This is a genomic window from Rhodococcus sp. RD6.2, from assembly GCF_001040705.1.
In the GTDB taxonomy this organism is placed as follows: domain Bacteria; phylum Actinomycetota; class Actinomycetes; order Mycobacteriales; family Mycobacteriaceae; genus Rhodococcus_G.
Genome location: NZ_CVQP01000005.1, coordinates 414947 through 436793, shown reverse-complemented (window position 1 = coordinate 436793; position 21847 = coordinate 414947). Strand labels below are relative to the sequence as shown.

Genomic DNA, 21847 nt, shown 5'->3' with positions numbered 1-21847 from the left:
TCCGTTCGTAGAGCAGGCGATACGCATGCCAGATGCGCACACCGGGGGCTCGGTTCGACCTGTGATAGATCTGCGACGGCATCACGCCGTCGCCATCGACCTCGACCTCGCGATCGATTCCGTCGACGGGGCGCGCTGCGTGGAATCAACCGTTGCCGTGATCGACCGGTTCCAGCGCTCCGGTGTCCCGTGCGCCGTGATTGCGAGCGACGGTGCCGCAGCCGGTCCCGCGGCCGCGGAGGTCGCGCGCCGGATTCCGGTCCGGGTGGTCGAGGCGGCACCGGCGGACACCGTGGCCCGCCTCGGCGCTTCCACCGCGGACGCGGTCCTCGTCGCCTCCGCCCCGGATGTCATCGCGCAGGCGCGCCGCAGCGGCTTCGCACTGGTGATCGGCGTCGACCGCGACCAGCGCCGAGTGGACGAACTACTGCGCCGGGGCGCCCACGTGGTGGTCGCGGACGTCTCCGACGTCGAACTCCGCACCGGTGACCGCCACCTGTCCGACATTCCGTCCGCCCTGACGGACCGCCACGAGCTGGCGGCACCGCTGTGCGTCCGCCGGCCCGTGGTCCTCCTCGACTTCGACGGCACCCTGGCCGACATCGTGGGCAACCCGGCGGCGGCCGTCCTCGTCGACGGTGCCGCCGCCGCTCTGAGTCGGCTGGCGGCCCACTGTCCCGTCGCGGTGATCAGCGGTCGCGATCTGACCGATATCCGGGCCCGGGTGGGTGTTCCCGGCATCTGGTACGGGGGAAGCCACGGCCTCGACCTCCTCGGCCCCACCGACGAGAGGTACGAGAATCCGGTCGCGCTGGCCGCCATGCCCGCGCTGGAGCGGGTCACGCGGGTGCTCGAGGACAGCCTCCGTCACGTCCCGGGGGTGCTGGTGGAGCCCAAGCGGTTCACCGTCGCCGTCCACTACCGGAACGTGCCCGCCGATCGTGTCGACGAGGTCACGAGCACCGTGCACGAAGTCGGTGCCCGCGAAGAAACACTCCGGATCACACTCGGCCGCAAGGTGATCGAACTGCGTCCCGATGTCGACTGGGACAAGGGCCGGGCCCTGCAGTGGATCCTCGACCGCATCAACGCTTCGAGCGACGGCACCACCGACCCACTCTGCCCACCGGCCGAGGTCGACGCGCTCCTCCCGATCCATGTCGGTGACGATCTCACCGACGAGGACGCGTTCGATTCACTGCCAGCCAAGGGCGTCGGCATCGTGGTGCGCAGCGCGGAGGCCGCGAATCGGCGGTCGGCCGCGCTGTTCGCCGTCGACGGCCCGGGCCAGGTGCGCGAACTGCTGCACCGGCTCGCCTGCAACGTGGAACGGGACTCGCCGACCACGTCCCGGGACGGGGGCTGGATCCTGCATTTCGACGGCTACGATCCGGAAGCCGAGAAGTTGCGCGAAGCACTGTGCACGGTGGGCAACGGCTACTTCGCAACCCGCGGTTGCGCACCCGAGGCGGCAGCGGGGCCCGCGCACTATCCGGGCACCTACGTGGCCGGACTCTTCAACCGCCTGAGCGACGAACGGCAGGGCGTCCTCATCTCGAACGAGAGCATGGTCAACGTCCCGAACTGGCTGCCGTTCACGTTCCGCATCGACGGCGGGCCCTGGTTCGACGTCGACGAGGTCGACCTGCTCGAGCACCACCAGAATCTCAACCTGCGCCGGGCGGTTCTCACCCGCCGCCTCCGATTCCGCGATGCCGAGGGACGGACGACGGCGGTCCTCCAGCGGCGGCTCGTCGCGATGCACCACCCCCACGTCTGCGCGCTGCAGACGACCGTCGTGGCCGAGGACTGGTCGGGAACCATCGAATTCCGATCGGCGGTGGACGGTTCGGTGCGCAACACCCTCGTCGACCGATACCGCGACCTGGCCTCCGATCACCTGCGCTGCGTACAGGCCACCGAGCTGCCGCCGGACTCGGTCCTGCTGACAGTGGAGACCAACCAGTCCCGCGTACCGATCGCGGTCGCGGCGCGGACCGTGGTGCTCCGTGACGGTGGACCGTGCGCGTCCCGGCGCCGATGGTTCGACATCGACGGTGCCGCCGGCCACGACATCTCGCTCGAACTCGAGGCCGGTCGATCCGTCACGCTGGACAAGACGGCAATCCTGTTCACCGGGCGCGACCACGCAGTGTCCGATCCCGATGACGAGGCACAACGCCTGCTGTCAGGGCTGGAGGGATTCGAGGATCTCCTGGCAGGTCACGCCCTGGCCTGGGAGCACCTGTGGGACAGGATCGGCATCGACATCGCGGGCCGGCCGGAGGTGTCGCGACTCCTCCGGTTCCACCTCGTGCACCTGGTGCAGACAGTCTCGCGGAACACCGCCGACCTGGACGTGGGTATCCCGGCCCGCGGCTTGCACGGGGAGGCATATCGGGGCCACATCTTCTGGGACGAGCTGTTCGTGTTCCCGGTGTTGACGCTGCGCGCGCCGGAGCTGACCCGGTCACTCCTGCGCTACCGGTACCGCCGCCTGCCCGAGGCCCGTCGCGCGGCGCACGCCGCCGGACACCGGGGCGCCATGTTCCCGTGGCAGTCGGGCAGCGACGGCCGGGAGGAGAGCCAGCAACTGCACCTGAATCCGAGCTCGGGGCGGTGGCTTCCGGACGCGAGTTGGCGACAGCACCACATCGGAATCGCGGTCGCGTACAACGTGTGGCAGTACTACCAGATGACCGACGACCTCGAGTTCCTCGCCAACTACGGCGCCGAGATGTTGCTCCAGATCGCCCGGTTCTTCACCAGCCTCGCGTCGTTCGACCCGTCGCGGTCCCGGTTCGTCATCCGCGCCGTGATGGGACCGGACGAGTTCCACTCCGGCTATCCGGAGGCGCCGTACGACGGGGTCGACAACAACGCATACACCAATGTCATGGCGGTATGGGTGATTCTGCGGGCCCTCGATTCACTCGACGCCGTCGCCGACCCTCGCCGCACCGAACTTCTCGACAGCCTGCACCTGAACGCGCCGGAACTGGCCCGGTGGGAGGAAATCTCCCGTCACATGTTCGTACCGTTCCACGAAGGGGTGATCAGCCAGTTCGAGGGCTACGGCGATCTGATCGAACTCGACTGGGACGGCTACCGGCAGCGTTACGGAGACATGCGACGACTCGACCGCATCCTCGAGGCAGAGGGCGATGACGTCAACCGCTACCGCGCGTCCAAACAGGCGGACGTGTTGATGCTGTTCTACCTCCTCTCGGCCGACGAACTGCGAGATCTGTTCGGGCGGCTCGGATATCGGCTCGAACCCGACGACATCGCGCGCACCGTCGAGTACTACGTCGACCGGACCTCACACGGTTCGACCCTGAGTGCGGTGGTCCTTTCCTGGGTCTTGGCCCGCCTCAACCGCGACCAGGCGCTGGACTACTTCGAGAGCGTCCTCGCATCCGACATCACCGACATCCAGGGCGGCACGACGGCCGAGGGCATCCACCTCGCGGCGATGGCGGGCAGTGTCGATCTGCTGCAGCGGTGCTTCACCGGACTCGAAACCCGTGGCGACATGCTGTTTTTCGCACCACACTGGCCGGAGGATCTCGGCGACCTGGAATTTCCGATCAAGTATCGGGGGCACCAGCTGTGGCTCACCGTGAGCGGACGCAAGGTCACCGTGCAGTCCGGGGCCGGCCATCAACGACCGATCACGATCATGTGTCACGGTCAGCTGAGAGAGTTGCGGCCCGGCGAGACGGTCACCCTGGACTGACTCACCCGCCGTTTGTCCGATCCGGACCACGGTTCCGCTCGACCGCGGACGGGGTGGACCAGGTCAGCGCGGCGACGTCCGGTACCACCACGTCTGCGCCGCTTCGCTCGAGAGCCGAGGCGCGCCCCGCGGTCGCGATCCCCACGACCTGGCCGAACCCACCACTCGTCGCGGCTGCGACACCGGATTCGGCGTCCTCGACCACAATCGCATCGGCCGGATCGAGCCGCAGCCGTCGGGCGGCCTCGAGGAACAGCGCTGGATCCGGTTTCCCCGGCAGACCGAGGCGGTCGGCGTCGATGCCGTCGACGCGCACGTCGACAGCGACTCCGGCCCGGCTGAGCACGGTCGCGGCGTTGCGGCTCGCACTGACCACTGCGACCGGCACCCCGGCGGACCGGAGTCGCCGGATGAGATCAACGGTGGGCGCGATCGGGTGGGGCCCCTCCGCGTCGAGCACCTCGTGGAACAACCGATCCTTCCGCTCCGCGAGCGCGGCCACGCTCCCGGCGGCCGGTTCGTCTTCCGCAGTCGTTTCCGGCAGGGTGATCGACCGGGAGTCGAGGAAGGACCGGACCCCGTCCGCGCGATTCTTCCCGTCCACGTAGGTCAGGTAGTCCTGTTCGCCGAACTCCGGCTGCTCCGGATGGTGTCGGGCCAGGAACTCGTCGAAGACCGTGGCCCAGGCCCGCCGGTGCACCGCCGCGGTATCGGTGATCACCCCGTCCAGATCGAAGATCACCGCCGAGAACCACCGACCGCGCAGGATCACGCCGGGGCCGCGCCCCGGCTCGTCCTCGACCGGTGGTGTCACGGCAGGACCTCCAACTACCGGCTTACGAGCAACCCTAGAGTTGCTCGGCCTCAGGCTGCTCCTGCGACGGCAACGCGTGCTGCCCCGGTGTCGTCGGCAGCTCGTGCTCGGACAGCACCGACGACGCCACCGGCTTGTTCGCGACCGCTTCCGCCGCGGCAACAGCCTTCGCGACCGCCGGGTCGGACTTGACCTCGAACCAGTCGGCCACCTCGTCGGAGTCGTCGACAGGCCCCGAAGCAGCCTCCTCGCTGCTCGGTTCGTAGCGGAACACGCCGTCGTCACCCGGCGCCCCGAGCGTCTTCGCGAATCCCTTGAGCGCGTCACCGAAGTCGCTGGGCACCAGCCACACCTTGTTCGCGTCCCCCTGCGCCATCTGCGGCAGCGTCTGAAGGTACTGGTACGCAAGCAGTTCCGGCGTCGGCTTTCCGGCCTTGATGGCGGCGAACACCTTCTCGATGGCCTTGGCCTGACCCTGCGCCTGCAGGTACTTCGCGGCCCGCTCACCCTGCGCGCGCAGGATTCGCGACTGCCGCTCACCTTCGGCGTCGAGGATGGCGGCCTGCTTGGCACCCTCGGCCGCGAGGATCTGGCTCTGCTTGGCGCCCTCGGCGGTCTTGATCGCGGACTCGCGGGTGCCCTCGGCGGTGAGGATCATCGCGCGCTTCTCCCGATCCGCCTTCATCTGCTTCTCCATCGACTCCTGGATCGACGGCGGCGGATCGATGCTCTTGAGCTCGACGCGGGCGACACGCAGACCCCATCGCCCGGTCGCCTCGTCGAGGACGCCGCGCAGTTGCCCGTTGATCGAGTCGCGGGAGGTCAGCGTCTCCTCCAGCGTCATGCCGCCGACCACGTTGCGCAGCGTGGTGGTGGTCAGCTGCTCGACGCCGACGATGTAGTTGTTGATCTCGTACACCGCGGCCTGCGGGTTCGTCACCTGGAAGTAGACGACGGTGTCGATGTTCAGCGTCAGGTTGTCCTGCGTGATCACCGGCTGCGGCGGGAACGAGACGACCCGCTCGCGCAGGTCCACCTTGGCGCGAATCTTGTCGACGAACGGCACCAGCAGTGTCAGCTGTCCCGACACGGTGCGCTGGTAGCGACCGAGTCGTTCGATCACGGCGGCCTCGGCCTGCGGGACCAACGCGACGGACTTCGCCACGACGATCACCACGAGCACGACAATCACCGCCAGCACGATCAGTGCGGCCATGTGTTCACTCCCCCTTGGGTTCTACGGACCCCGCCACACGACGGCGGTCGCGCCGTCGATCTCCATCACGGTGACGGTGGTTCCCTGCGGATAGACCTCGGTGTGGTCGAGCGGACGGGCGGTCCAGACCTCACCTGCGAGCTTGACCTGACCCTGATGCTCGGAAACCTCTTCGAGCACGAGCGCATGTTTGCCGGGCAGCGCGGCGGTGTTCGTCGGCAGCACGGGCGGCTGGGCGTAGCGACGGAGCAGCGCGGGCCGCACGCCGACGATCAGCGCCGCGGACACCAGCGCGAAGACCAGCGCGTCGACCCAGACCGGCAGATCGGTCAGCGCGCTGAAACCGGCTGCCGACAGGGCGCCTCCCGCGAGCATGAGCAGGAAGAAGTCCCCCGTGGCCGCCTCCGCCGCCGCGAGCAGTACGCCGCCCACCAACCAGATCACCGCTGCCACATCACCCACTCTAGCCACGGCGAGCGGCGAACGGGCGTGCCCGACTCCCACGGGGGCTGCAGGCGTCAGTCGACGGTCACGAAATCCACGAGCCGTTCGACCGCGCCGATCAGCGGAGCCTCCAGGTCACGGAAGCTCGACACCGCGCCGTACACCCGACGCCACCCGTCCTGCGGTGTGCCCCAACCGAGTTCACGGCAGATCCCCGTCTTCCAGTCCTGCCCGCGCGGGATCGTCGGCCACGCCGCGATCCCGACGGACTTCGGCCGCACCGCCTCCCACACGTCGATGTAGGGGTGCCCGGTCACCATCACGTACGGCCCCAGCCCCTGCGTCAGTGCGGTCTCCTTCGACCCCTCGACGAGATGGTCGGCGAGCACGCCCACCTTCCGGCCCGGTCCCGGACCGAACTCGACGAGCCGCTCCGCGAGGTTGTCGAGTCCCTCCAACTGCTCGACCACGACGCCCTCGATCCGCAGGTCGTGTCCCCAGACCCGCTCGACGATGGCCGCGTCGTGCACCCCTTCGACCCAGATCCGGCTGGGGAGCGCGACGCGGGCCTTGACACCCTCGACCCTGGTCGAACCGGACGCGGACCGGGTCTGGGCGGCGGGCTTCGTCACGGTCGGCCGGACCAATGTGACGGGCTTGCCGTCGACCAGGAAGGCGGCCTCGCGCATCGCGAACAGGCGGGTCTGCTTCCGCGCGTCCTCGAGTCGCACGTAGTCACCGTCGTAGGTCTTCTCCATTCCGACCACGGCGCCACACCACCCGGTCGCGGCGTCCTCGACGACGAGACCTCGATCGGCGGGCACCTTCGGATACTCGCGGGCCCGGCGCCTCGTGTGCCCGTCGAAGATGTTCCCGCTGTACATGTCGCGTCCACTCACGAGGAACCAGGCTAGTGTTCACCGCCGCTCGCGGGTCCTAAGCTTGGATACCGTGTCCTGCCCCAGCATCACCTTCACCCTGTGGTCGGCGTCGTGGCTCGCCGGCGCCACGTCGCCGGACGACGTGATCGACGCCGTCCGGGCGTGGGCCCCGATGCATCTGATTGTCGCTGCCGACGCCGCGGTCGCGCTGCGCTGGGATCTGCCGTGGCCCGATCCGACCGACGCGGGGCCGGTGACACTGCTGCAGGCGGTGCGAGCGGTGACGACATCCGACAACGAGGCGGCGCCGAGCCTCGTGTTGCCCGCCGCCGGTGACGTGCGCGGGCTTCCCGTCGGGTCGGCGTTCGCGACCGCCGCACTGGACGCCGGGCAGGGCGTGCTCGTCGGCGCTCCCGGGAACCCCGGCATCGGGATCGTGCCGACCGTCGAGGGTCCGGACGTGTTGCGCTGGAAGGTGTTCGGGGTCCCTGCGCTTCCGCTTCACACCGAGCACACCGGGCTCGGGGAGGCGGAGTTCGCGTTGCGGGAGGCCGTCCGGGACGCAGCCGCCGCGCTGTCGTCCCTGCGTGGCGGGTTCTCCGCCGCGGCGGGCGATCCGCGCAGCCGGATCGCCGGAGCCCTCGCCGACATCGCCCACCACACGACCCCGGACGGCACGCCGGCCCGGGTACTGCGGATCCTCGACACCGCCGACCAGGTCGCGGCGATCCTCACCGTGGCAGGCGAGTCGTCGGGACGCGCGCAGACCGCGACCGGGGCGGCCCTCCGGGACGACACTCTGCGTCCCCTCTGGGCAGCGGTGCGCGGCGCCCGTACCGCCGCGGTCGCGGCGTGTGTCCGCAGCGGGCAGCCGCGCGCCTGATCCGTCGACCCGGCCGCGGTCGCAGAAGCGGGCGATCAGCCTTCGACGGCAGCCGCGATCCGCTCGAGGGTGCCGCTCATGGTCTGCCGGTTCCGGGTGGCGCGATCGTCGACGCCGGACACCCGCGCACCGTACGCCCGGGCGTGCTCGGTCCGCAGGTCGTCCGTCCACTCCGTGACCCGGCAGCCACCCTCGACTGGCTCGATGCGATACCCCCAGGTCGCGTAGTGCACGCCGTACATCGAGCAGCCGAACGCGAAGCTGCTGCCCGGCTCGGCTTCGACGACGGTCCCCTGGGTGGTCCACTCATGATCGCCGTTGCGGTTGTGTCCGTCGAACGTCGCGCCGACGGACGGTCCGTCGATGCCGTCGTGCCAGTGGCAGGCATGGCACTCCTGGGACCATTCCCCCATTCGGGTGACGTCCGAGATCGCCGCGTACACCGCGGCTGGGGAGGCAGCGATGTCGCGCGACACTTCGAGCCTCACAACCATGTGAACTCCTCTTCCTGCATCGTTCGGGACCTGGTCGGTCCGGGTGCCCCACCCTGACCTCCGACGCCGGCACAGAAGCGGCGGCCACGCGGCGAGCCGAGTACCAGCGAAACGGTGTCCATCGACTCGACGGTAATGGACCGGGTCTGCCCGCGTCGGTGCGACACTGGAATCGCGCACCACCACATCCGTCAGCCGGATCGAGTTGCCATGACCGAAGCCACCACGCCGCGGCTGGTCGTCGGATCGTTCGTCGACATGGCCGGAGTGTCCCGCGCCAAGGCGATGCCCGCGGACCGCATGGACGTATTCGTCGCAGCAGGTGCCGGGGTCTCCGTGTCGTGGTTGGTATTCTGCGTGGACGACCACCTCGCGTTCACACCCGACTTGTCCGTCGTCGGGGACCTGCGGCTGCGCATCACCCGCGACGAGGTACGCGAGCTCGGAAGCGGAAACCTCTGGGCTCCTGCGGATCTCACCTACCAGGACGGCACGCCGTTCCCCGGATGCCCCCGCGAGGCGCTGCGCACCACCGTCACCCGGTTGGCAGAGGCAGGTGTCGGGGCGCTGGTGGGCCACGAGCTCGAGTTCACGTTGTTCGGAGTACCCGACACCGGACGATGGGCAGCGTACGGTCTCGAATCGGTTCTGCGCCAGGACGATTTCGTGAACGACGTCCTGAATGCCGCAGCGCGGGCGGGCATCGCCGTCGACCAGGTGCACGCCGAGTACGGCCCCGACCAGTTCGAGGTGTCCCTGGCGCCCACCGATCCCGTCGCGGCCGCAGACGGAGCGGTACTGGCCCGCACGGTGATCTGCGCGACCGCTCGCGCACACGGGATGCTCGCCTCGTTCTCGCCTCAGCCGACCCTCGAGGGTGCAGGCAACGGCGCCCACCAGCACCTGTCGTTGTGGCGCGACGGGGCACCACTGCTGTCGGGCGGTCGCGGACCGCACGGACTGACCGATGCCGGCGCACACGCGATCGCCGGACTGGTCGCCGTCCTCCCCGACTTCCCGCTCGTCCTGACCGGGTCGGCGGTGTCGCACCTACGGATGCGCCCCGACAACTGGGCCGGCGTCCACTGCTGCTGGGGCCTCGAAAACCGGGAGGCGGCGGTGCGACTGTGCGAAGACACCATGGGCAATCCGATCGGAGCGAACATCGAGGTCAAACCCATCGATCCGTCAGCCAACCCCTACCTCGCGACCACCGTCGCGCTCGGCGCGGCCCACGCGGGTCTGACCGCCGGCGCGGCGCTGCCACCCGAGGTGATCGTCAACCCGGGCGAACTGCCCGCCGACGAGCGCGTCACCGTGATGCCGACCGCCGCCGACGACATGCTCGACCGGTTCGCGAACTCACGACTGGCTGCCGACCTGTTCACCCCGACCGTCCGCGAGGCACTGCAGGCAGTGCGCTCCTATGAACTCGACCGCTACCGAGGCATCGCCGCCGCGGAGGCGACGGCACGCCTGAGATACGCCTGGACCAACTGACGCGCCTGTGGCGCTACATCTCGCCGAAGGTGAAGATCCGGCAGCCGCGAAGGTTCGCGGCGCCGACGACGTCGGCGGCACGGTCGGGATCGCCTCTGTCGACGAGATTGTTCGCGAGCCTCGCCTGGTCCTGGCAGTAGCCGATGAGCTGCTTGTCCTGGGGCGGGTTGCTCATGTAGGTGTCACCGGGCGCTGCGGCGGCACCGAGTGGCGCGAGCACGCAGGCTGCGCAGGCGCACACGGCGACGACAGCCGCGCGGCGGAGGCGTGAGGCGAAGCGCGGTCCGAGCGAGCGGACCGGTTCGGTGCTGAGGAGAGTCATCGGCGACTCCTCTCGGTGGGAGCGACTACGACAGGTTCCATCCTGCCCCGCCGCGGCGCCCGAAACCAGGGCGTGTCGTCAGCTCGGCCTGCGCGTCGGCCGTGCCGGTGGCACACAGCAGTCGGGCGCACACAGGTTGCCGTTCGTTCCGACGCCGTACAACGGTTCGGTGCCGAGCCTGCGCGCGGGGACCCCGTCGACGCGTTCGGCGACCAGCTCGGCCACCATCGCCGCGAATCGCGGATCGGTGCCGGGTGTTCCCGCGCGCGCGAACCCGAGCCCCAACTCAGCTGCCCGGTCCCGGGCCTCGGTGTCGAGATCCCAGATCACCTCGAGGTGGTCCGAGACGAATCCGATCGGGCACACGATCACCGCGCTAGCCCCGGCCGCGGCGACCGCATCGAGGTGGTCGCAGATGTCGGGTTCGAGCCACGGAACCTGCGGCGGCCCGGACCGCGACTGCCACACCAGGTCGTGGTCCGCGGCGCCGACCGCCGCCGCGCACAACCGCGCGGCCTCGGCGACCTGACGGCTGTAAAGTCCGCCTCCCTCGGCGCGCGGACCTCCCGTCGCGTCCGCCGCGACCGGCACCGAGTGCGCGGTGAACACCAGGCGCGCACCGTCACGCTGCGACTCCGGCAACTCGCTGCGGGCCGCGGTGATCGCGTCCGCGAACGCAGCGACCATCAACGGATGGTCGTAGTACTGACGCAGTTTCGTCAGGTCCGGCGCCCCGTCGACCGCAGCCCGCGCCCGGGTGACGTCCTCGTGGTACTGCCTGCACCCCGAGTAGCCACCCCACGCGGACGTCGGGAACACCAGGGCCGAACGGACACCGTCGTCGCGCATGCGAGCGACGGTGTCCCCGACCATCGGATGCCAGTTGCGATTGCCGAAGTACACTGGCAGTTCGATTCCCGCAGAAGAGAATTCACCCTCGATCGCGGCGATGATGTCGCGATTGAGGCGATTGATCGGCGAGACCCCACCGAAGTGCAGGTAGTGCTCGACCACCTCGTCCAGGCGTTCCGGTGGCACCCCCCTGCCGCGGGTGACGTTCTCGAGGAACGGTCGCACGTCGGCGGGCTTTTCGGGTCCGCCGAAGGACAGCAGCAGGAGGGCGTCGTACACCGTGTCAGCCCATGAAGTTCTCGGGGAACCACGTGTTGTGGCTGGCTCCGCCGTCGACGTAGATGATCGAGCCGGTGGTGGCGGGCAGGAAGTCCGACAGCACCGCGCACACGCTGGTACCCACGACGCCCGGATCGTCGACGTTCCAGCCGATGGGCGATGCGCCGTCCCAGTAGTCGTTCAGCATGTTCAGCTTCTTGGCGTCGTCCGTCGCAGTGCCCGAGATCGCCTTCGCCGCGAGCGTCTTGATCGGGCCCGCCGCAACCAGGTTCGACCGGATCTTCTTGGCGTAGCCCACTTCCCGTGCCACGTACCGGTTCACGGACTCGAGCGCGGCCTTGGCGACGCCCATCCAGTTGTAGTCCGGCATCGCGGTGCGCGGATCGAAGTCCATCCCGACGATCGAGCCGCGCTCGTTCATGACGGGAAGCACGGCGCGCGCGAGCGAGGCGTAGCTCCACGCGGAGATCTCGAACGCCTTGGCAACGTCCGGTCCGGGACCGTCGAGGAACGGCACGGCATCGGGACCCATCAGAGTCTTGGGCGCGAAGGCGATCGAGTGGACGACGCCGTCGAGACCCTCGGGGGCCAACTCACGGACCTTGTCGGCGAGCGCACCGAGGCTCTCCTCGTCGGTCACGTCCAGGGGGATCGCCGCCGGCACCGGCTCCGGGAGACGCTGAGCGATCCGGTCGATCAGTCGCAGCCGCTCCGGGATGCCGGTGATGATCACCTTGGCACCCTGCTGCTGGGCGACCTTCGCGGTGTGGAACGCGATGGAGGCATCGGTGATGATGCCCGTCACGAGAATTGTCTTGCCTTCGAGCAGTCCGCCCATGGTTGTGCTCCTCTGGAGATGTAAGTCGTGGTGTGGGAGAAGGTTCGAGGCGGTCAGTGACCCATGCCCATGCCGCCGTCGACCGGGATGACGGCACCGGACACGTATGCGGAATCCTCCGACGCGAGGAAGCTGACGACGGCGGCCACGTCCTCGGGCTTGCCGAGACGCTGCAGCGGGATGAACTTCTGCGCCATCTCCTTCATGTCGTCGGACAGGTCGGCGGTCATGTCCGTCTCGATGAAACCGGGTGCGACGACGTTCGCGGTGATCGAGCGCGAACCGAGCTCGCGGGTGACCGACCGCGCAAGGCCGATCACGCCTGCCTTCGACGACGCATAGTTGATCTGGCCGGCCTGTCCTGCCATGCCGACGACCGAGCCGAGGAAGATCATCCGACCCCAGCGGCCCCGCAGCATCGCCCGGTTGGCACGCTTGGCGCACCGGAACGCGCCGGTGAGGTTCGCGTCGATGACCTTCGTGAACTGGTCCTCGGTCATCCGCATCAGGAGCGTGTCGTCGGTGATGCCCGCGTTCGCCACCAGCACCTCGACGGGACCCTGATGCGCCTCCACCTCGCTGAACGCACGGTCGACGGAGTCCGCATCGGTGACGTCGCACTTGACCCCGAAGAGCCCGTCAGGGGCGCCGGATCCGCGGTGGGTGACCGCCACCTTGTGACCGTCCGCCGCGAGACGCTGGGCAACCGCGAGGCCGATGCCTCGGTTGCCACCGGTCACGAGCACGGAGCGGGACGGGGTGGACTCGTTCGACATTCGATCAACCTATCTGTTGGGTAAGGGTCAGCCGGAGGCACATTCTGTCAGGCGCCACTGGGTCACGGCAGGCGTTGGCGCAGAACCAGTGCAGCGGCCATTCCGGCAGCGGTGAAGAGGACACCGAGAACCAGCCACGCCCGGCTCGCGTCACCGCGGGTGATCTCGAACCCGATCTGCTCCTCGAGCGTGTCGTACACCTTGTTGAGTTCCTCGAGGCTCGACGCGGTGAAGAAGGAGCCACCGGACAGATTCGCGATCTCACGCAGCGACGGATCGTCTACTGGCACGGCGATCCGATCGTCGCCGATGTCGACGGTGCCGTACGAGGTGCCGAACGAGATCGTCGAGATGGGGACGCCCCGCTCCTTCGCCTCACTCGCTGCCGTGTAGCCGCCGCGGGCGTCGTCCGGGCTGTCCGGAACCGTCTGCTTGCCGTCGGACAGCAACACGATCCGCGCGGGCGGAACCTGATCGCCGCCACCGAGGACGGCGCCGAGCGTCTCGATCGACTGCAGTGAGGTGAAGATCGCCTCACCGGTCGCGGTCCGCTCGGCGAGGGTGAGGTGATCGATCGCGGCCTTCGTCTCCTCGCGGTTGACGGTCGGCGAGACGAGGACGGACGCGGTGCCCGCGAAGGCGACCAGGCCGAGGTTGATGCCGGGGGTGAGCCCGTCCGCGAACTGCTTCGCGGCTTCCTGCGCGGCCGCGAGCCGGGTCGGCGCGACGTCGGTGGACTTCATCGACAGTGACACGTCGATCACCAGCATCACCGTCGCCCGGTTGCGCGGAACCTTCTTGTCCGACGTCGGACCGGCGAGCGCCACCGTCAGCAGCATCAACCCCACGAGAACCAAGGCTGTCGGCAGGTGCCGAAGCCGACCCGGTCGCGTGGGCGCCACCTTCTCCAGCAACTCCAGATTCGAGAACCGGAGCATGTTGCGCTGCCGCCGGCGCTGCGCGAGCACATAGGCGGCGGCGAGTGCGGCGACGACGAGGAGGAACGCCAACCACCCGGGTGACGCGAACTGGGTCAGACTCACTGGCGGGCCGCTCGATTCACCCGGGAACCATAGCTGTGTCTGCGGGCCGCGACGAAGCGCACGACGTCCGCGATCCAGTCACGGTCGGTGCGCAGGCCGAGTACCGGTGCACCGCACCGACGCAACGCCTGCTCGACGTCCACCCGGTGCGCCTGCGCGGCCGTGGCGAAATCGGCCCGCAGCCGCGGAGTCGTTGTGAACTCGCGGGTTCGGCCCGTCTCGGGGTCGTGCAGGACCACGTCACCGAGGTCCGGCAGTTCGAGGTCGCGCGGATCGAGCACCTCGACGCCGAGCAGGTCGTGGCGGCCGGACACGGCCCGGAGGGACCGTTCCCAGTCGAGCGGGCCGAGGAAGTCACTGATCACCACGGCGAGTCCGCGACGTCGCTGCGGCCGCCGTAGCGACTCGATCGCACCCTTGAGGTCGCCGCGCACCCCGTCGGGCGCGTGCGGCGTGGTCGCGATCTGACGGAGCATCGCCCTGGAGTGGATCCGGCCGCCACGCGCCGGGATGCGCACGGTCCGGTGGCCGGTCGTGACGATCGCGCCGATCCGGTTGCCGCCCCCACTGGTGAGGTGGGTGACCGCGGCCGCCGCCGCGACCGCGAGGTCCCGCTTCTCCGCACCCGTGGTGCCGAAGTCGAGGCTGGCGGACAGGTCGACGACCAGCCACGTCTCCAACTCGCGGTCCGCGACGGACTGCCGCACGTGCGGGTGCGTCGTGCGGGCGGTGACCGACCAGTCCATCTGCCGGACGTCGTCGCCCGGCTGATACATGCGTGCGTCACCCGGTTCGGTACCGGGGCCCGGGATCAACCCCAGGTGCTCGCCGTGCAGGACGCCGTCGAGACGCCGACGAACCGTCAACTCCAGGGTCCGCAACGCCGCCGACAGTTCCGGGTCGCGTAGCTGTCCGGACCGCAGGGACGGCAGCGGTGAACCGGACGGCGTCACCGCGGCGCGCCCCCTACCGGTGCCGCGGCAGCAGCGGGGTTCGGGGCGGGCGCGGGCACCGGCGCGACAGGCTGCGCCGCCACCTGCGGGAGACCGACCGTCTGCAGCACACGCGCGATGACATCGTCGGGGCTCACCTCGTCGGCGAGCGCGTCGTACGACAGCACCAGACGGTGACGCAGGACGTCCGGGATGACGTCGAGCACGTCCTGCGGGACCACGTAGTCACGGCCGCGCAGCATCGCGAGCGCCCGCGACGACGAGATGATGCCGAGCGTCGCGCGGGGCGATGCACCGTACGAGATCCAGCCTGCGACGTCCGTCAGCCCGAACGACTCGGGCGTACGGGTCGAAGCGATCACTCGGACCACGTAGTCGACCAGGGCGTGATGAACGAACACGCCTGCTGCCGTCTTCTGCAGCCGGATCAGGTCGTCGGGACCGAGCACCTGGCGCGGTTCGGGCGCCGCCACACCCATCCGGTAGACGATCTCGCGTTCCTCCTCGACCGACGGGTAGTCGACGAGGATCTTGAACAGGAATCGGTCTCGCTGCGCCTCCGGCAGCGGGTAGACGCCCTCGTTCTCGATGGGGTTCTGCGTCGCCATGACCAGGAACGGCTCGGGCATCGGGAAGGTCTTGCCGCCGATGGTGACGTGCCGCTCGGCCATCACCTCGAGCAGTGCCGACTGCACCTTCGCGGGCGCGCGGTTGATCTCGTCGGCGAGGAGGAAGTTCGCGACAACGGGACCGAGCTCGATGTCGAACGCCTCGCGTCCCTGCCGGTAGATACGGGTGCCGACGAGGTCGGTGGGCACCAGGTCGGGGGTGAACTGCACACGGGAGAAGCTGCCACCGACCACGGTCGCGAAGGTCTCGACGGCAAGCGTCTTGGCAACGCCGGGCACACCTTCGAGCAACACGTGCCCCTTGGCCAGGAGCCCGACGAGAATCCGCTCCACCAACCGGTCCTGACCCACGATGACACGCTTGACCTCGTAGATCACCTTCTCGAGAAGCTGCGCCTCGGACTGGACGTCCGACGCGGTCGTCGAGACCGTCCCGGGCTTCGCGGTTTCGGGCTTCGCCGTGTCGGGCGTCGCCGCGCCGCCGGACCCTGTCCCGCCGTCGGCTGCTGCGGCAACCGCGAGATCACGGCCCGCGCCCTGTGAGGTCACCAAGAATCCACCACTTTCACTCCCCCCGACCCCACTCGACCGAGCGGATCAGGACACCAACCGGACCACGTACGGGGTCATGCCGTCCCAGCGCAGAGGCGAGACCTTGACCACCGATCCCGACTGCGGAGCTTCGATCATCTCCCCGTTGCCAAGGTACAGCCCGACGTGCTGGCTGGCATTGGGCCCGTAGAAGACCATGTCGCCGCGTTTCATCTGAGAACTCGGAACCTGTTCGCCCGCGGTGTACTGGTATCCGGTGTAGTGCGGCAGCGAGATCCCGATGCCGGCGAACGCGTAGATCATCAGTCCCGAGCAGTCGAATCCGACCTTGTTGAAGTCGCCGTAGCTGTCGGCGACGCCGCCGTCGCGGATGCCGAGCGTCGGACCGTTCTCGTTGCCCCCGCCCCACGCGTACGGAATGCCCAGTTGCGACATCGCGCGGTCGATGACGGACTCGACTGCGGCGCTGCCGGTGATCGACGGTCGCGGCTTCGTCGGTTTCGGCTTGGGTTTGGTGGTGGGCGCGGTCTCGGCCTCCTCGCTGTCCTGCGACGTGTCGTCGCTGTCCGCGGTGCCGGAGTCCGTGTCGTCGCTGTCCGCGGCGCCGGAGTCGGTGTCGTCCTGGTCCTCGACCTGCGTGTGGCTTCGCTGCCCTTCGGCGAGAGCCCGAGCGCGGTCCCGCGCGGCCTGATCCGCGGCGACTCGGGCGGCAGCCTCGGCGGCGGCCTCTCGAGCTGCTGCCGCGGCGGCCTCGGCGGCGGCCTGCTCGGCGGCCCGCTGGGTGTCCCAGTTGACGAAGGCCTGCCGCTGGCTCTGCAGCCCCGAGACGTTGTCCCGGGCCGACGCGAGTTGCGACTCGGCGGCGGCCTTCTCCGCTTCGACCGCCGCCTTCTTCGACTGCTGATCGGCCAGCGCGGCCCGTGCCTCGGCGATGGCGCCTTCCGCTTCGGCCTTGCGGGCCTCGGCCGCCGACGCCGCCTCGTCAGCCTGCTGCTTGGCCTCGCGGGCCGCGGAGTTCCGGTTGGCCTCCGCCGTCCGAGCGCGTTGCAGCGAGTCGAGGACGGCGTTCTTGTTCGATGCGAGTACGCGCATCACCTGCGCACGGTCGAGGATGTCGTCCGGCCCCTGCGAACCGATGAACGACGCCATCGACGAGACGCCGGTGCCCTGCCGGTACGTGCTGGCGGCGAACTCGTCGAACCGGACCTGCGCCGCCTCGATCTGAGCGCCCGCATCTCGCAGTGCCTGGAGCGTTCCCGCTACGGCGTCGGCGGCGGAGACCGCGGCATCACGGGCCGACTGGAGGTCGACGAGGGCCTTGTTCACCGCTTCGCGTTTGATCGCGACGGCGTCGTCGAGTGCGCGGAGCCGCTGGTCCGCACTGGCCACCTCGTTGATGAGGGATCCGACCTGGCCGATCCGGGCGGCGACGTCGTCGTCGGCCTGCTGCAGTTGTCCGTCGCTCGGGTTCGGGGGCGGCGGCGGAACGGCACCGACGAGTCCCGGCGTGGCAACGAGGACCGCAACTGCGAGGCCGAACCCGACCAGGGTCTGCGCGCGGCGGACCCGTTTCCGCGTGAATCTGCGGGTCCCGCCCGGTGCCCTTCGTCTCACGATCGTCTCCCTCGGTCGCGCAACCACCCGGGGAAGGCGTGCACGCCGGAGGACGTCCCAGGCATGCTCACCCGTGGACTCCGGTGAGCAGGCGCCACTTACGTGGCGGTCCTGCCCACAGCGACACTTCTTCCCCAAGAGTGCCATTGGCACCGTACGACACTTCGCGAACTAGCGAAACTCCAGTCACAACTGACACAGGAGTAATTACACCGCACACACCCCGCCTGTACTGGGAGTAACTCGCGGGTAGCGAAAGATATTTTCCGGCTTGAGAATTCGAACCGCCGACGCTCGGGTGGCGGTCAGTCCTCCACGCGGGTCGCGGCCGCGGCCCGGCGCGAGCGCAGTCGCCACGTCACGGCGGCGCCCGCGCCGACGACGAGCAGGAGCCCCACCGTGATCAGTCCGTACGGCGCATCCGGCTCGACGACCGCATCGAGGAACTGGTTCGCGGAAGCCACCGCGTTACCGGTGTAGGCGTGATCCTGCGCATCCTCGACCGCAACGCGGGGCAGCGCGTCGCTGGACGTCCCCACCCAGTTCGGACTGAGAACCAGGATGGTTCCCCCCTGCTGTTCGCCGACGTCGGTCGCGATGTCGCGCAGCTGCGAGTCGCGTCCCGGGTTCTCGTCGAGCACCACCACCCGAAGCGTGATCCCCTCGCGGTCCGCACGGGCGACCACGTCCTGGAGACCGGCCACGTCGTCGGCGGGCGCGGACACCCCGTCGTCCTGGAGGTCGGCGAGGATGGTGTCGATATCGACGCTGTTCGGAATGTCGGCGGGAGCCGGGAGGAACGCGATGGTGTGGGAAACAGGCATCTTTCTTCCGGAGCGTCGGTAGCGGGTGCGGCGGGTGCCGCGGGACCGCCACGCACATTACGGGACTGTTGCGCAGGAAACGGACAGAGTGACAATGCCGTTTCGCCGAGACGCCCCTCCGGGAAGGCGCACTCACATTGCGGACAGCCGCCCCGGAGACAAGGATCACGAGGTGTGACGCGCGGAGCACCCCGCCCGCGAGTCTCAACAGGACAAGCGTACTGTTAGAGTTGTTGCGAGGTATTTCGGCGCGACCGTCCGGTCGGGTGCGACTCGAGTCGAACGGCTCCCTGGTCGCCGCGACGAGCCTCGCTTGCCGTCGGCACAGCCCCGTCGACGGCGAACCTCAAGACGAGTGGAGCTGCCGTGAGCACCAGTATTGATTCGTTCGGCGCCAAGGGAACCCTCGAGGTCGGTGAGAACTCCTACGAGATCTTCCGCCTCAACGCGGTCCCCGGCACCGAGAAGTTGCCCTACGCCCTGAAGGTGCTGGCAGAAAACCTGCTGCGCACCGAGGACGGCGCCAACATCACCGCCGACCACATCCGCGCGATCGCCAACTGGGATCCGTCGGCCCAGCCGAGCGTCGAGATCCAGTTCACCCCTGCCCGCGTCATCATGCAGGACTTCACCGGCGTGCCCTGCGTGGTCGACCTCGCCACCATGCGTGAGGCCGTCGCCACCCTCGGCGGCGACCCGAACAAGGTCAACCCGCTCTCCCCCGCCGACATGGTCATCGACCACTCGGTCATCCTCGATGTCTTCGGCCGCGCAGACGCCCTGGAACGCAACGTCGACCTCGAGTACGAGCGCAACGGCGAGCGCTACCAGTTCCTGCGCTGGGGCCAGGGTGCGTTCGACGACTTCAAGGTCGTCCCCCCGGGCATGGGCATCGTCCACCAGGTCAACATCGAGTACCTGGCGCCGACCGTCATGACCCGTAACGGTCAGGCCTACCCCGACACCTGCGTCGGCACCGACTCGCACACCACGATGGTCAACGGCCTGGGCGTTCTCGGCTGGGGTGTCGGCGGCATCGAGGCCGAGGCTGCGATGCTCGGCCAGCCCGTCTCCATGCTCATCCCGCGCGTCGTCGGCTTCAAGCTCACCGGTGAGATCAAGCCGGGCGTCACCGCGACCGACGTCGTGCTCACCGTCACCGACATGCTGCGCAAGCACGGCGTCGTCGGCAAGTTCGTCGAGTTCTACGGTGCGGGCGTCGCCGAGGTTCCCCTCGCGAACCGCGCCACCCTCGGCAACATGAGCCCCGAGTTCGGTTCCACCGCAGCGATCTTCCCGATCGACGGCGAGACCATCAACTACCTGCGCCTGACCGGCCGTAGCGACGAGCAGCTCGCTCTCGTCGAGGCGTACGCCAAGGAACAGGGCATGTGGCACGACGCCGCGCACGAGCCCGCCTACTCCGAGTACCTGGAGCTGGACCTCGGCACCGTCGTGCCGTCGATCGCAGGCCCGAAGCGTCCGCAGGACCGCATCCTGCTGTCGGACTCGAAGAACGCGTTCCGCAGGGACATCCACACCTACGTGGAGGACCACAACCCGGCCGATCACAGCCAGCTGGACGAGGCCGTCGAGGAGTCGTTCCCCGCGTCCGATCCCGCCGCGCTCTCCTTCGCGGATGACGCTGCAGGAGCCGTGGCCTCGGCTGCGAACGGCGCCGAGGGCCGCCCGACCAAGCCGGTCAAGGTCACCACCGACGAGCAGGGCGACTTCATCCTCGACCACGGCGCCGTGGTCGTCGCGGGCATCACGTCCTGCACCAACACGTCCAACCCGTCCGTCATGCTGGGCGCCGCTCTCCTCGCCCGCAACGCGGTCGAGAAGGGCCTGTCCACCAAGCCGTGGGTCAAGACCAACATGGCTCCGGGCTCGCAGGTCGTCAACGACTACTACGAGAAGGCCGGCCTGTGGCCGTACCTCGAGAAGCTCGGCTACTACCTGGGCGGCTTCGGCTGCACCACGTGCATCGGCAACACCGGCCCGCTGCCCGAGCCGATCTCGAAGGCCATCAACGACAACGACCTCTCCGTCACCGCGGTGCTCTCCGGTAACCGCAACTTCGAAGGCCGTATCTCCCCCGACGTCAAGATGAACTACCTGGCGTCCCCGCCGCTGGTCATCGCCTACGGCCTCGCGGGCACCATGGACTTCGACTTCGAGACCGACGCCCTGGGTCAGGACTCCGACGGCAACGACGTGTTCCTCAAGGACATCTGGCCGTCCGCGCAGGAGATCGACGACACCATCAAGTCGGCGATCAGCCAGGACATGTTCCGCAACTCGTACGCCACCGTCTTCGCCGGTGACGAGCGCTGGCAGGGCCTCAGCACCCCCGAGGGCGACACCTTCGCGTGGGACGAGAACTCCACCTACGTCCGCAAGGCTCCGTACTTCGACGGCATGACCATGGACCCGGCTCCGGTCACCGACATCTCCGGCGCCCGCGTCCTTGCGCTGCTCGGCGACTCCGTCACCACCGACCACATCAGCCCGGCAGGCCCGATCAAGCCCGGCACCCCCGCCGCGCAGTACCTCGACTCGCACGGCGTCGAGCGCAAGGACTACAACTCCCTCGGCTCGCGTCGTGGCAACCACGAGGTGATGATCCGCGGCACGTTCGCGAACATCCGCCTGCAGAACCAGCTCCTCGACGGCGTCTCCGGCGGCTACACCCGCGACTTCACCCTCGAAGGCGCACCGCAGTCGTTCATCTACGACGCGTCGCAGAACTACCAGGCAGCCGGCATCCCGCTGGTCGTCCTGGGCGGCAAGGAGTACGGCTCCGGCTCGTCGCGTGACTGGGCGGCCAAGGGCACCAGCCTGCTCGGCGTCAAGGCCGTCATCACCGAGTCCTTCGAGCGCATCCACCGCTCGAACCTCATCGGCATGGGCGTCATCCCGCTGCAGTTCCCCGCGGGCGAGTCGGCGAAGTCCCTCGGACTGACCGGCACCGAGGTCTTCGACTTCGAGGGCATCGAGAAGCTCAACGAAGGCGTCACCCCGAAGACCGTCAAGGTCACCGCAACCAAGGAAGACGGCGACAAGATCGTCTTCGACGCGGTCGTCCGCATCGACACCCCCGGTGAAGCCGACTACTACCGCAACGGCGGCATCCTGCAGTACGTGCTCCGCAACATGATCCGGGGCTGACCCGATCACCTGGGCCACCGTGT

18 protein-coding genes are annotated in these 21847 nt (G+C 68.9%); 4 read left to right on the top strand and 14 right to left on the bottom strand.

What is annotated here, in order from left to right:
- The first annotated feature begins 25 nt into the window (after positions 1 to 25).
- Positions 26 to 3739, top strand: coding sequence for a trehalose-phosphatase (gene otsB, locus RHCRD62_RS08555; RefSeq protein WP_050064252.1), 3714 nt, complete (start codon positions 26 to 28; stop codon positions 3737 to 3739).
- A 1-nt stretch (position 3740) separates the two neighbouring features.
- On the opposite strand, the gene RHCRD62_RS08550 is transcribed toward otsB, so the two are convergent.
- The 4 genes from RHCRD62_RS08550 to RHCRD62_RS08535 form a co-directional block, all read right to left on the bottom strand.
- Positions 3741 to 4553, bottom strand: coding sequence for an HAD family hydrolase (locus tag RHCRD62_RS08550; protein ID WP_253277249.1), 813 nt, complete (start codon positions 4551 to 4553; stop codon positions 3741 to 3743).
- 34 nt (positions 4554 to 4587) lie between these two features.
- Positions 4588 to 5769 carry an SPFH domain-containing protein gene (locus tag RHCRD62_RS08545; protein WP_050064251.1) on the bottom strand — a complete coding sequence of 394 codons (1182 nt, stop codon included), beginning with the start codon at positions 5767 to 5769 and terminating at the stop codon, positions 4588 to 4590.
- A 21-nt stretch (positions 5770 to 5790) separates the two neighbouring features.
- A complete protein-coding gene (locus RHCRD62_RS08540) occupies positions 5791 to 6222 on the bottom strand; it encodes an NfeD family protein (RefSeq protein ID WP_050064250.1) in 432 nt (143 codons plus the stop codon).
- Positions 6223 to 6287: 65 nt separating this feature from the next.
- On the bottom strand, positions 6288 to 7112 hold the full coding sequence (locus tag RHCRD62_RS08535; protein WP_050064249.1) for a DUF3097 domain-containing protein: 825 nt from the start codon (positions 7110 to 7112) through the stop codon (positions 6288 to 6290).
- Positions 7113 to 7164: 52 nt separating this feature from the next.
- Between RHCRD62_RS08535 and RHCRD62_RS08530 the strand changes: the two genes are divergently transcribed.
- Positions 7165 to 7977, top strand: a complete 813-nt coding sequence (locus tag RHCRD62_RS08530) for a hypothetical protein (protein ID WP_050064248.1) — start codon at positions 7165 to 7167, stop codon at positions 7975 to 7977.
- Positions 7978 to 8012: 35 nt separating this feature from the next.
- On the opposite strand, the gene RHCRD62_RS08525 is transcribed toward RHCRD62_RS08530, so the two are convergent.
- Positions 8013 to 8471, bottom strand: coding sequence for an SRPBCC family protein (locus tag RHCRD62_RS08525; RefSeq protein WP_050064247.1), 459 nt, complete (start codon positions 8469 to 8471; stop codon positions 8013 to 8015).
- Positions 8472 to 8681: 210 nt separating this feature from the next.
- Here RHCRD62_RS08525 and RHCRD62_RS08520 point away from each other — a divergent pair, with 210 nt between their 5' ends.
- A complete protein-coding gene (locus RHCRD62_RS08520) occupies positions 8682 to 9971 on the top strand; it encodes a type I glutamate--ammonia ligase (RefSeq protein WP_050064246.1) in 1290 nt (429 codons plus the stop codon).
- 13 nt (positions 9972 to 9984) lie between these two features.
- On the opposite strand, the gene RHCRD62_RS08515 is transcribed toward RHCRD62_RS08520, so the two are convergent.
- From RHCRD62_RS08515 to RHCRD62_RS08475, 9 genes are all read right to left on the bottom strand, one after another.
- Positions 9985 to 10293 (bottom strand): hypothetical protein, encoded by a 309-nt coding sequence (locus RHCRD62_RS08515; RefSeq protein WP_050064245.1) that lies wholly within the window; start codon positions 10291 to 10293, stop codon positions 9985 to 9987.
- Positions 10294 to 10371: 78 nt separating this feature from the next.
- Positions 10372 to 11424, bottom strand: a complete 1053-nt coding sequence (locus RHCRD62_RS08510; protein ID WP_050064244.1) for a ferrochelatase — start codon at positions 11422 to 11424, stop codon at positions 10372 to 10374.
- Between the two features lie 4 nt (positions 11425 to 11428).
- Positions 11429 to 12262, bottom strand: a complete 834-nt coding sequence (inhA, locus tag RHCRD62_RS08505) for an NADH-dependent enoyl-ACP reductase InhA (protein ID WP_050064243.1) — start codon at positions 12260 to 12262, stop codon at positions 11429 to 11431.
- A gap of 53 nt (positions 12263 to 12315) precedes the next feature.
- Entirely contained in the window at positions 12316 to 13038 is a 723-nt protein-coding gene (fabG1, locus tag RHCRD62_RS08500; protein WP_050064242.1) for a 3-oxoacyl-ACP reductase FabG1, read from the bottom strand.
- A gap of 62 nt (positions 13039 to 13100) precedes the next feature.
- Positions 13101 to 14081: a VWA domain-containing protein gene (locus tag RHCRD62_RS08495; RefSeq protein WP_050064241.1), complete on the bottom strand. Its 981-nt coding sequence runs from the start codon at positions 14079 to 14081 to the stop codon at positions 13101 to 13103.
- Positions 14078 to 15034: a DUF58 domain-containing protein gene (locus RHCRD62_RS08490; RefSeq protein WP_050064240.1), complete on the bottom strand. Its 957-nt coding sequence runs from the start codon at positions 15032 to 15034 to the stop codon at positions 14078 to 14080. The genes RHCRD62_RS08495 and RHCRD62_RS08490 overlap by 4 nt, the downstream gene beginning before the upstream one ends.
- Entirely contained in the window at positions 15031 to 16212 is a 1182-nt protein-coding gene (locus RHCRD62_RS08485; protein ID WP_084734146.1) for an AAA family ATPase, read from the bottom strand. The genes RHCRD62_RS08490 and RHCRD62_RS08485 overlap by 4 nt, the downstream gene beginning before the upstream one ends.
- A gap of 48 nt (positions 16213 to 16260) precedes the next feature.
- The gene (locus tag RHCRD62_RS08480; protein WP_050064238.1) at positions 16261 to 17829 is read right to left on the bottom strand and encodes an NlpC/P60 family protein; all 1569 of its coding nucleotides are present in this window, start codon (positions 17827 to 17829) and stop codon (positions 16261 to 16263) included.
- Positions 17830 to 18134: 305 nt separating this feature from the next.
- Positions 18135 to 18653 (bottom strand): Rv1476 family membrane protein, encoded by a 519-nt coding sequence (locus tag RHCRD62_RS08475; RefSeq protein WP_050064237.1) that lies wholly within the window; start codon positions 18651 to 18653, stop codon positions 18135 to 18137.
- 366 nt (positions 18654 to 19019) lie between these two features.
- On the opposite strand from RHCRD62_RS08475, the gene acnA reads away from it, so the two are divergent.
- Complete coding sequence (gene acnA / locus RHCRD62_RS08470) at positions 19020 to 21824, top strand: aconitate hydratase AcnA (RefSeq protein ID WP_050064236.1); 2805 nt, start codon at positions 19020 to 19022, stop codon at positions 21822 to 21824.
- Positions 21825 to 21847 lie beyond the last annotated feature (23 nt).